The 9,231-nt window shown below is 68.9% G+C and carries 10 protein-coding genes and 2 tRNA genes; 4 read left to right on the top strand and 8 right to left on the bottom strand.

Features of this window, described 5'->3' with window-relative positions:
* Positions 1 to 668: 668 nt before the first annotated feature.
* On the top strand, positions 669 to 896 hold the full coding sequence (locus ACGF5G_RS35420; protein WP_350708377.1) for a hypothetical protein: 228 nt from the start codon (positions 669 to 671) through the stop codon (positions 894 to 896).
* 4 nt (positions 897 to 900) lie between these two features.
* Here ACGF5G_RS35420 and ACGF5G_RS35415 read toward each other — a convergent pair whose 3' ends face one another.
* From ACGF5G_RS35415 to ACGF5G_RS35390, 6 genes are all read right to left on the bottom strand, one after another.
* The gene (locus ACGF5G_RS35415) at positions 901 to 1,698 is read right to left on the bottom strand and encodes a carbon-nitrogen hydrolase family protein (protein ID WP_393271226.1); all 798 of its coding nucleotides are present in this window, start codon (positions 1,696 to 1,698) and stop codon (positions 901 to 903) included.
* A gap of 159 nt (positions 1,699 to 1,857) precedes the next feature.
* Positions 1,858 to 3,153, bottom strand: a complete 1,296-nt coding sequence (clpX, locus tag ACGF5G_RS35410; RefSeq protein ID WP_350708380.1) for an ATP-dependent Clp protease ATP-binding subunit ClpX — start codon at positions 3,151 to 3,153, stop codon at positions 1,858 to 1,860.
* Between the two features lie 205 nt (positions 3,154 to 3,358).
* Positions 3,359 to 4,021 carry an ATP-dependent Clp protease proteolytic subunit gene (locus ACGF5G_RS35405; RefSeq protein ID WP_357462851.1) on the bottom strand — a complete coding sequence of 221 codons (663 nt, stop codon included), beginning with the start codon at positions 4,019 to 4,021 and terminating at the stop codon, positions 3,359 to 3,361.
* A 10-nt stretch (positions 4,022 to 4,031) separates the two neighbouring features.
* Positions 4,032 to 4,673 (bottom strand): ATP-dependent Clp protease proteolytic subunit, encoded by a 642-nt coding sequence (locus ACGF5G_RS35400; protein ID WP_350685012.1) that lies wholly within the window; start codon positions 4,671 to 4,673, stop codon positions 4,032 to 4,034.
* Positions 4,674 to 4,842: 169 nt separating this feature from the next.
* Positions 4,843 to 6,189 (bottom strand): trigger factor, encoded by a 1,347-nt coding sequence (tig, locus tag ACGF5G_RS35395; RefSeq protein WP_357695710.1) that lies wholly within the window; start codon positions 6,187 to 6,189, stop codon positions 4,843 to 4,845.
* 136 nt (positions 6,190 to 6,325) lie between these two features.
* A tRNA-Pro gene (locus ACGF5G_RS35390) sits at positions 6,326 to 6,399 on the bottom strand.
* 202 nt (positions 6,400 to 6,601) lie between these two features.
* Between ACGF5G_RS35390 and ACGF5G_RS35385 the strand changes: the two genes are divergently transcribed.
* Positions 6,602 to 6,675 (top strand) — tRNA-Gly (locus tag ACGF5G_RS35385).
* Positions 6,676 to 7,135: 460 nt separating this feature from the next.
* On the opposite strand, the gene ACGF5G_RS35380 is transcribed toward ACGF5G_RS35385, so the two are convergent.
* Together ACGF5G_RS35380 and ACGF5G_RS35375 are read right to left on the bottom strand one after the other, a co-directional pair.
* Positions 7,136 to 7,606 carry a nitroreductase family deazaflavin-dependent oxidoreductase gene (locus ACGF5G_RS35380; RefSeq protein ID WP_393271223.1) on the bottom strand — a complete coding sequence of 157 codons (471 nt, stop codon included), beginning with the start codon at positions 7,604 to 7,606 and terminating at the stop codon, positions 7,136 to 7,138.
* Positions 7,606 to 8,229 (bottom strand): NAD(P)-dependent oxidoreductase, encoded by a 624-nt coding sequence (locus tag ACGF5G_RS35375; RefSeq protein ID WP_393271221.1) that lies wholly within the window; start codon positions 8,227 to 8,229, stop codon positions 7,606 to 7,608. Before ACGF5G_RS35375 ends, ACGF5G_RS35380 begins: the two co-directional genes overlap by 1 nt.
* A 103-nt stretch (positions 8,230 to 8,332) precedes the next feature.
* On the opposite strand from ACGF5G_RS35375, the gene ACGF5G_RS35370 reads away from it, so the two are divergent.
* Positions 8,333 to 8,710: a winged helix-turn-helix transcriptional regulator gene (locus tag ACGF5G_RS35370; RefSeq protein ID WP_393271219.1), complete on the top strand. Its 378-nt coding sequence runs from the start codon at positions 8,333 to 8,335 to the stop codon at positions 8,708 to 8,710.
* Positions 8,711 to 8,989: 279 nt separating this feature from the next.
* Positions 8,990 to 9,175: a hypothetical protein gene (locus ACGF5G_RS35365; protein WP_393271218.1), complete on the top strand. Its 186-nt coding sequence runs from the start codon at positions 8,990 to 8,992 to the stop codon at positions 9,173 to 9,175.
* The last annotated feature ends 56 nt before the right edge of the window (positions 9,176 to 9,231 follow it).

The following is a 9,231-nucleotide window of genomic DNA, read 5'->3' as shown; positions in this document are numbered from 1 at the left end:
TCCTGAGCCAGGATCAAACTCTCCAACAAAAACCTGTTGAAACAGTCATCCCGACAACATGTGTTGCCAAAGGAATCCAAAACCAGCCAAACCAATAGGCCTGACCAGTCCCGGGGTATAAATCAATTTGGCACTGGCTTATCAAGCACCCTGTTGAGTTCTCAAAGAACAACCACACACCACTCAGGCGTCCCACATCGTGGGATCCCGCTTGGGGCAACTCCTCTAACTTACTCGACTCACTTCCCGTTGTCAACCTCGTGTCCGAGATGATCAACATTCGGTGCGCCATATCCACGATGACGCACGCCGTAACGGCGGTCGTTTCTGTCGTGGGGAACCGCAGACCGGCCGATCGCCGCTCTGCGGCTATCCGCCCGGCTCCTGCCGGCTTCAGCACTCTACCCGGTCAGTTTCGCGATCGCAACCCCGCGTCGGAGTGTCTTCGCACCGCCCGATCCAGTCTCGCTCGGCGTCTCCGCCACGAGCCTGGTGCCCGTTGTCAGCCGGTTTGTCCGGCCTCCCGCGTGCAGAGAGAAAGTTACGCGGACTGCCCCGGGAAGGCAAATCAGCGTCGGTCACTGCCCGGATTCGCCGGCGGAGGGGTCCCGCATTCGTGATGGCGGCACAGGGTCCGCACGGGGCTCCGCCGTGCCAGAGTGTTCGTCATGGACGACCTCACCCGCCCCCGGCCGGCGGTGCTCGCCGAGGACGCGCTGCTCGGGCTGCTGCTGCCGTTCTGGCAGTTGGTCATCGGCGCCTTCGTGCTCTTCGTCCTCGTGGTGTCGGTGGCACGGCTGGCCCGACGGGGGCGGTCCCGGATGACGACGGCCCTCCTCGTCACGGCCGCGGCGATCGCCGGCTTCGCCGTGGTGGGCGTGCTGCTGCAGGGCTGAGGTCCTACAGGCGCCGATTCGCCAGGCTCGGCAACTCGGCACGGATGGTCCGCAGCCGGTCGAGATCGAGGTCGGCGACGGCGACACCCGGGCCGTCGGGCACCTGGGTGAGCACCGTCCCCCACGGATCGACCACCATGCTGCGCCCGAAGCAGGTCCGGCCCGGGTCGTGGTCGCCGGTCTGCCCCGCCGCGGCGACGAAACACTGGTTCTCGATCGCCCGCGCGCGCAGCAGCACCTCCCAGTGGTCCCGCCCGGTGTGCAGCATGAAGGCCGCCGGCACCACCAGCAACTGGGCGCCGCCGTCCGTGGCGAGCTGCCGGTACAGCTCCGGGAAGCGGAGGTCGTAGCAGATCGACAGTCCGACACGGAGCCCCTCGACGTCGACCACCACCGGCTGGTCGCCGGGGGCGACGGTGGCGGACTCCAGGTAGGAGACCCGGCCGGGGATCTCCACGTCGTACAGATGGATCTTGCGGTAGGTGGCCGCGAGCGCTCCGGAGCGGTCGAGGACCAGGGTGGTGTTCCAGGTGCGGGCCGCGTCCGGCCCGCGCTCGTGGATCGACCCGGCGATCACCCAGATGCCCAGCCGGCGCGCGACGCCGGCGAAGAACTGCCCCACCTCGCCGTCCACCGGCTCCGGCTCGGGCAGCCCGGCGGCGGGTCCGAGGTAGTCGACGTACTCCGGCAGGAGGGCGACGTCCGCGCCGGCCGCGGCCGCGCGCTCCAGCAGGGCCTCGGCGGCCGCGAGGTTGGCCTTACGGTCGTCCCGGGCGTTGAGCTGGCAGACGGCGACGCGCATGGGGATCAGCGTACGACCGGACCGGGTCACGGCGCGACAGCCGCAACCGTCGAACACTCCGCCCCGGTCTCGCCTCACCCGCTGCCGGCGCTCACCGCCCCCTGGAAACACCGACCGCGCCCGACCTCGACGGACGGGCGCGGTGGCGGTGGCAGTAATTCAGGCCGACTTCTCCTCGCGGTCCCGCCGGGCGCGGCGGCCGGTGAACTCGCGGGGCACGATCGTCGGGTTCACGTTCTCCAGGACCACCTCGCGGGTGATCAGCACCCGCGCGGCGTCGGGGTTGCTCGGCACCTCGTACATCACGGAGAGCAGGACCTCTTCCATGATCGCGCGTAGGCCGCGGGCGCCGGTGCCGCGCAGCATCGCCTGGTCGGCGATCGCCTCCAGTGCCGGCTCCTCGAACTCCAGCTCGACGCCGTCGAGCTCGAAGAGGCGCTGGTACTGGCGGACGAGGGCGTTGCGTGGCTCGGTCAGGATGCGCACCAGCGCGGTGCGGTCCAGGCTGCGCACGTTGGTGATCACCGGGAGCCGGCCGATGAACTCGGGGATCAGCCCGAACTTCAGCATGTCCTCCGGCATCACCTGGCTGAAGATGTCGTCGGTCGACCGCTCGCTGACCGACCGGAGCCGGGCGCCGAAGCCCGTGCCGCCGTGGCCGGTGCGGGCCTCGATGATCTGGTCGAGCCCGGCGAAGGCACCGCCGCAGATGAACAGCACGTTGGTGGTGTCGATCTGGATGAACTCCTGGTGCGGGTGCTTGCGCCCGCCCTGCGGCGGCACGTTGGCCACCGTGCCTTCCAGCATCTTGAGCAGCGCCTGCTGGACACCCTCGCCGGAGACGTCCCGCGTGATCGACGGATTCTCCGACTTGCGGGCGATCTTGTCGACCTCGTCGATGTAGATGATGCCGGTCTCGGCGCGCTTGATGTCGTAGTCCGCCGCCTGGATCAGCTTGAGGAGGATGTTCTCCACGTCCTCGCCCACATAGCCGGCCTCGGTGAGCGCGGTGGCGTCGGCGATGGCGAACGGCACGTTCAGCATCCGCGCCAGCGTCTGCGCCAGGTGGGTCTTGCCGCACCCCGTCGGGCCGAGCAGCAGAATGTTGGACTTGGCCAGCTCGACGGCGTCGCTGCCGGAACCCGGCGCGCCGGCCGCATCGGCCTGGATCCGCTTGTAGTGGTTGTAGACCGCGACGGCGAGCGCCTTCTTGGCCTGGTCCTGCCCGACCACGTAGTTGTCGAGGAACTGGCAGATCTCCATCGGCTTGGGAAGCTCTTCCCACTTCACCTCGCCGGACTCGGCCAACTCCTCCTCGATGATCTCGTTGCAGAGATCGATGCACTCGTCGCAGATGTAGACCCCTGGGCCCGCGATGAGCTTCTTGACCTGCTTCTGCGACTTGCCGCAGAAGGAGCATTTCAGTAGGTCGCCGCCGTCACCGATCCGTGCCACCTACGTTCTCCCTGCACTCATCGGCCGGAGACCCGGCCCTGACCTGCGGACGGTACGCCGCCCGCCTCGTTCACCCAGCCGGAGGACCGGCGGAGCGGTACAGACCCGACGTTACCCGCTGGCGGAGTTTTCTCCGACCCCCAAAACGGGTGTGTCAGATGGTCGGCCGGGAGCGGACTCCCGGCCGACCTCGACGTGAAACTGCTCAGCTGGCGGCGTTGGCCGCCAGCAGGCCCTTCTTGCGGCTGGTGAGGATGGTGTCCACCAGCCCGTACTCCCGGGACTCCTCGGCCGTCATGATCTTGTCGCGGTCGATGTCCTTGCGAACCTTCTCCATCGGCTGGTTGCAGTGCCGGGAGAGCATCTCCTCGAGCTGGGTCCGCATCCGCAGGATCTCCCGGGCCTGGATCTCGATGTCCGAGCCCTGCCCGTAGCCGCCCTCGGTGGCCGGCTGGTGAATGATGATCCGCGAGTTCGGCAGCGCCATGCGCTTGCCCGGGGTGCCGGCGGCCAGCAGCACGGCCGCGGCGCTCGCGGCCTGGCCGAGGCAGACCGTCTGGATGTCCGGCCGGACATACTGCATGGTGTCGTAGATCGCCGTCATGGCGGTGAACGAACCACCCGGCGAGTTGATGTACATGATGATGTCGCGGTCCGGGTCGGTGCCCTCGAGCGTCAGCAGCTGCGCCATCACGTCGTTGGCCGACGCGTCGTCGACCTGGACGCCGAGGAAGATGATCCGGTCCTCGAAGAGCTTGTTGTACGGGTTCGACTCCTTGACCCCGTACGACGTGCGCTCGACGAACGACGGCAGGACGTAGCGGTTGTGCACGGCCGCGAACTGCGGCGGCAGGCTCAGGTCGGTCATCGTCAGCTCCTCAGCTCAGGGTCCCGGCGCCTTCCGGAACCTGCGTGGCTCCGGTGATCACCTTGTCGATGAAGCCGTAGTCCGTGGCCTCCTGGGCGGTGAACCAGCGGTCGCGGTCGGAATCCGCCTCGATCTGCGCCTGGCTCTGCCCGGTGTGGAAGGCGACCCGCTCCTGGAACATCCGCTTGGTGTAGAGCATCTGCTCCGCCTGGATGGCGATGTCCGACGCCGTGCCGCCCATGCCGCCGGACGGCTGGTGCATCATGATCCGCGCGTGCGGCAGGGCGTAACGCTTGCCCTTGGTGCCGGCGCAGAGCAGCAGCTGGCCCATCGAGGCCGCCATGCCCATCGCCACGGTCGACACGTCGTTGTCGATGAACTGCATGGTGTCGTAGATCGCCATGCCCGAGTAGACCGAGCCACCGGGCGAGTTGATCCACAGGTTGATGTCGCGGTCCGGGTCCTCCGCGGCGAGCAGCAGGAGCTGCGCGCAGATGCGGTTGGCGACCTGGTCGGTCACCTCGCTGCCCAGGAAGATGATCCGCTCCTTGAGCAACCGGTTGTAGACCGAGTCATCGAGGTTGCCAATGTTGTCGCCACCGCGGGCCTCGATCGCCCGGAGCGGCATCGCTTGCATGTGCATGTCGGTCATGGCAGCCCTTCGCTCTCCGTACCGTCCTACCCGACACTAACCGCTCAGCCGGGTGGCAGAGTCCCGGTCCGGGCAGTGTTCGCTAACAGCGCAGCCCTGGAGACGTACCCCGAAAAAGGGATCGGGCCGCCGCCCACCGCAGGCGGCGGACGGCGGCCTCACCCGACGATCAGTGCTCGTGGTTGTGCTCGGCCTCGCTCTCGGCGCGGAGGGCGTCGAGCGTCACCTCGTTGCCGGCCGAGTCCTTGATCTTGATGCGCTCCATGACCGAGGCCAGGGCCTTGCCGCGCCGCACGTCCCCGAAGACGGCGCCGGCCGCGCCGGAGCGGACCAGCTGGTCGTAGTACTGCTGCGGGGCCATCCCGGCGCGCTGGGCCCGGTGCACGATCTCGTGGCCGAACTCGTCGTCGCTGACCTGGACCTCCTCGGCGTCGGCGAGGGTGTCCAGCAGCAGCTGGATCTTGACGCCCTCGGTCGCCGCCTCGGTCAGCTCGGCGTCGATCTGCTCCTCGGTCTTCTCCTCGGCCGCCAGGTATTCCTCCAGGGAGGCCCCGATGCGCTCGAGCTGGTCGACCATCGCCTGCTTGCGGCTCTCGACCTCCTCGCGGACGACCCCCTCCGGCGCCGGCACCTCGGCGGCGGCGACGAGCTGCTCCAGGGCCTTGTCGCGGGCGGCGTAGATCTGCTCTACCCGCTTGCCCCGGGTGACCCGCTCGCGCAGGTCCCCGCGCAGCTCCTCGATGCTGTCGAACTCGCTCGCCATCTGGGCGAACTCGTCGTCGAGCTCCGGCAGCTCCTTCTCCTTGACCGTGCGGACGGTCACCGCCACCTCGGCGTCGCGGCCGGCGAAGTCGCCGCCGACGAGCTGGGTGGTGAAGGAGGTGCTCTCGCCGGCGGACAGGCCGACGACGGCCTCGTCCAGGCCCGGGAGGAGCTGCTTGCTGCCGACCTCGTGGGAGATGTTGCTCGCCTGGCCGCCTGGCACGTCCTCGCCGTCGACGGTCGCGTTCAGGTCGATCTGGACGTAGTCGCCCTCCTGGGCGGCCCGCTCGACGGTCTTCAGGGTGGCGAAGCGCTCGCGCAGGTTCTTCACCTGCTCGTCGATCTCGCTGTCGTCGATCTGCAGCTCGTCGACGGTCACCTCGATGGTGGCCGGGTCCGGCAGGGTGATCTCCGGGCGGACGTCGACCTCGGCGGTGAAGTTCAGCGAGTCACCGTCGTTGAACTCGGTGATCTCGACCTCGGGGCGGCCGAGCGTCTTCAGGTCGTGCTCGCGGACGGCGGCGAGGATGTTCTGCGGGATGGCCTCCTGGACCGCCTCGTTGAGGACGGTGCCCCGGCCGACCCGCTGGTCGATCACGGCCGCCGGAACCTTGCCCTTGCGGAAGCCGGGAACCTGGACCTGCTGCCCGATCTCCCGGTACGCCTTCTTGAGGCTCGGCTCGAGCTCGACGAACGGCACCTCGATGGCGAGCCGCACGCGCGTCGGGCTCAGAGTCTCGACGGTGCTCTTCACAGGCGTACTCCTTGACGGATCTCGGTTTTAGTCTGGGCGTGATAAGCCCATCGAGTGTAGGCGAGCCGGCCGGGCGCACCGGCAGCGGCCGGGGACCGCGCGGAGGGCGACCCCGGCGACCGGCCGCGGACGACAGTCGGGGTGGCGGGATTTGAACCCACGGCCCCTCGCTCCCAAAGCGAGTGCGCTACCAAGCTGCGCCACACCCCGTGGCGACGAGCAGTCTATGCGGTCGCGGCCCGCGCGACGTGCCGGGGCGTCACCCAACGCGCCGAACGGGGACCAACCGGACACCGCGTGCGCCGGCCACCCCTGCACCGGGCGACGGCACGCGCCGCGCCGGGATACGGCTGAGCGGACGGGGTGGGCCATTGGGTACGCTGTCGGCGCGTCCCGCAACGTCGGGGCGCACGCGGGCGTAGCTCAATGGCAGAGCTTCAGTCTTCCAAACTGACGGTGCGGGTTCGATTCCCGTCGCCCGCTCCACCGGCCTCCGGCCCAGGTCAGAGGCTGCATCCCCCGATTCTGGGCCGGTCGGCCACTCCCCCGCTCCGATCTTGCGGGCCATCCGTGGGCCATTAGCTACTCTGGCCGCCCTTGCGCCGGGGCCTGCCGGGCGGATCGCAGCAGTGCACCCTTGTCGCCGGTGAGACCAGGGCGTCAGCGTCGGCGGCGGTGAACTCGGCCAGATGCGCCCGCAGGGCCTCCACGGCGGCGGCCGGCAGGGCGACGAACTCGTAACCCTGCCGCGTCCTTGGGGCGAGCTTGCGTTCAGCGATCCACCGCTGCCCGTAGGTCGAGGCGGCCCGCAAGCGGCCGCGCCGGCCCGGCCCCGGCCTGCTGGCGACCTTCGGCCGGCATCGGCCGGGCCGGCCGGCTCCACTTGGGATGACCAAGCCCTTGAAGACCTCGGGGCTCCGCCCCGAACCCCGGCCCTCCTCAGAGATCAGGTCCCGCCGCAAACGGCGCTGCCGTCGCCCCGAGCGTGACTGTTCAGGTCTTGGACGCGTTCCAGGAGGACCACGGGGATCTCTCGGGTGATTCGCTGTTGGTAGGCCGCGTATTCCGACATGGCCGAAACCATCAGGTGCCACAGGTGTGGACGCTCGTCCGCAGTGGCGGGGCGGGCGCGTGCGGTGAAGGTCTCCGGACCGACCTGCACTGTGACGTACGGGTCGGCGAGCAGGTTGAGGTACCACGCGGGGTGGTGGTCTGAGCCGCGGTTGGAGGCGGCCAGCACGTAGCGGTCGCCGTCGCGCGTGTAGACGAGTGCGGTACGGCGTAGCTCGCCGGTTTTCCGGCCTCGGGTCGTCAGGAGCAGGTCGTTCACGCCGGGCCGTGGTCGGCCTCCGGTTTCCTCGAACCGGCGGATGTGTTCGGCGATCCAGGGGTTCGGGCTGTCGTGGACCTTGGGCATCACACCTCCCGGACACTCGCGGCGGCGCGGTGGTGGCGGGGTGCTTCGATTTCGTCGAGAAGTGCGATCGCGAAGTCTGCGTAGCTGATCCGGCTGGCCGGATCGCCGTGATCGGCGAGCCGGTAGTGGCCGGTGCGCGTGCCGTTGTGGTCGAAGTCGCCTGCGGGGGCCATGTACGCCCAGTCGAGATCGCAGGTCTGAAGCTCTTCAAGGCCTGCTGCGTGGCCGAGGTAGAAGGAGCGGTACTCGTTCGGGTAGCCGGCTTCGTCCATCAGGGGAGCACCGGATGCCCCGGGCATGATCGATGCGAGGCCGACCACCACCAGGCGGCGCACGCCTGCCTTCACCAGGCCGGTGGCCAGGGCGCGGGACGACGTGGTGAAGAAGTGGTGCGGTGGCACGGCCAGGTCCACGGCCGCGCTGATGGCGGCGTCATGCCCGGCGACCGCCTCTGCGATGCTCACCGCGTCCGTGACGTCGCCGGCCACCACCTGCACGTCGGCCAGGTCGCTGTGGCCTGCGGGGTCGCGTACCACGGCGGTGACCTGGTGGCCGCGTCGATGCGCCTCGGCGACGGCCTGCCGCCCGGCCCGGCCGCCCGCGCCGAAGACCACGATGTTCATAAGTGACCGCCTCTCACCAGGGCCAGAGCCCGTGCGCCCGGCCGGTTCGCCGACGCTATCGAGGGCAGCGGTTACCACCGGGATACCAGCTATCGTGAGGCCCATGAGGCAACCCCTGCCCGCCGACATGTTCGACGAGCTGTGCCCGTCCTCGCTCAATCCGATCCGATTCGGCGACAAGTGGGCGGCGCTCATCATCCGATGCCTCGAGCACGGGCCTCTCCGGTTCTCGGAGCTGCGCGTGCCGCTGCGCCGCGTCACCCCCAAGGTCCTCACCCAGTCGCTGCGCTCCCTCGAACGTGACGGTCTGGTCAAGCGCACCGTCTACGCCGAGACCACCCCGCATGTCGAGTACGAGCTGACGCCGGTGGGCCGCAGCATGCTCGAACCGATGGCGGTCGCCTGCGCGTGGGCCGAGCAGCATTGGAACGAACTGCTCGACGCCCGCGAGTCATACGACAATGAGGCAACGTGGCGATAGTCCGGCGTGCCGGGCCATCTATGGGCCAGTAACCGTAGCGCGCACCGGTCATGCACGGGCACGAGAAGCACCAGGGTCCGTTGTCGGGCGCAGGCGTTTCGGGCAACCCGGCCGGTTGAGCGCGCCCTTCCAAACTGACGGTGCGGGTTCGATTCCCGTCGCCCGCTCCACGAACTCCGGCCAGGTCAGCGGCGTTGCCGCCGAGCCTGGGCCGTTCTCGTCCCAGCCCTTTTCCGAATCGCCAGCACGTCCCGGCGGGGAAAGCGATAGAAAGCAGCCATGTCCAGCGAGCCGGAGCCGGGCCTGGCGCCCGAGCACCTGCGGCCCGGCTATGCCGGTGATCCCATCATGGTGACGGTCGACGGGCAGGACTTCCGTGTTCGCGTACGCGTCGGGGAGCCCGGCACGTACGACTTCGACTGGCTTAGAGGTCCTAACAAAGTCGTGCGACGTGTCGGTACGTGATGATGCAGGTGGCGAGGCCGAGGAAGGCTTCGTGGATGTCGTCGCGGCGTTCCCAC

Source organism: Micromonospora sp. NPDC047730, from assembly GCF_043204765.1.
In the GTDB taxonomy this organism is placed as follows: Bacteria; Actinomycetota; Actinomycetes; order Mycobacteriales; family Micromonosporaceae; genus Micromonospora.
Note: the sequence above shows the minus strand (reverse complement) of the source record. Positions and strands in the feature narration are given on the sequence as shown.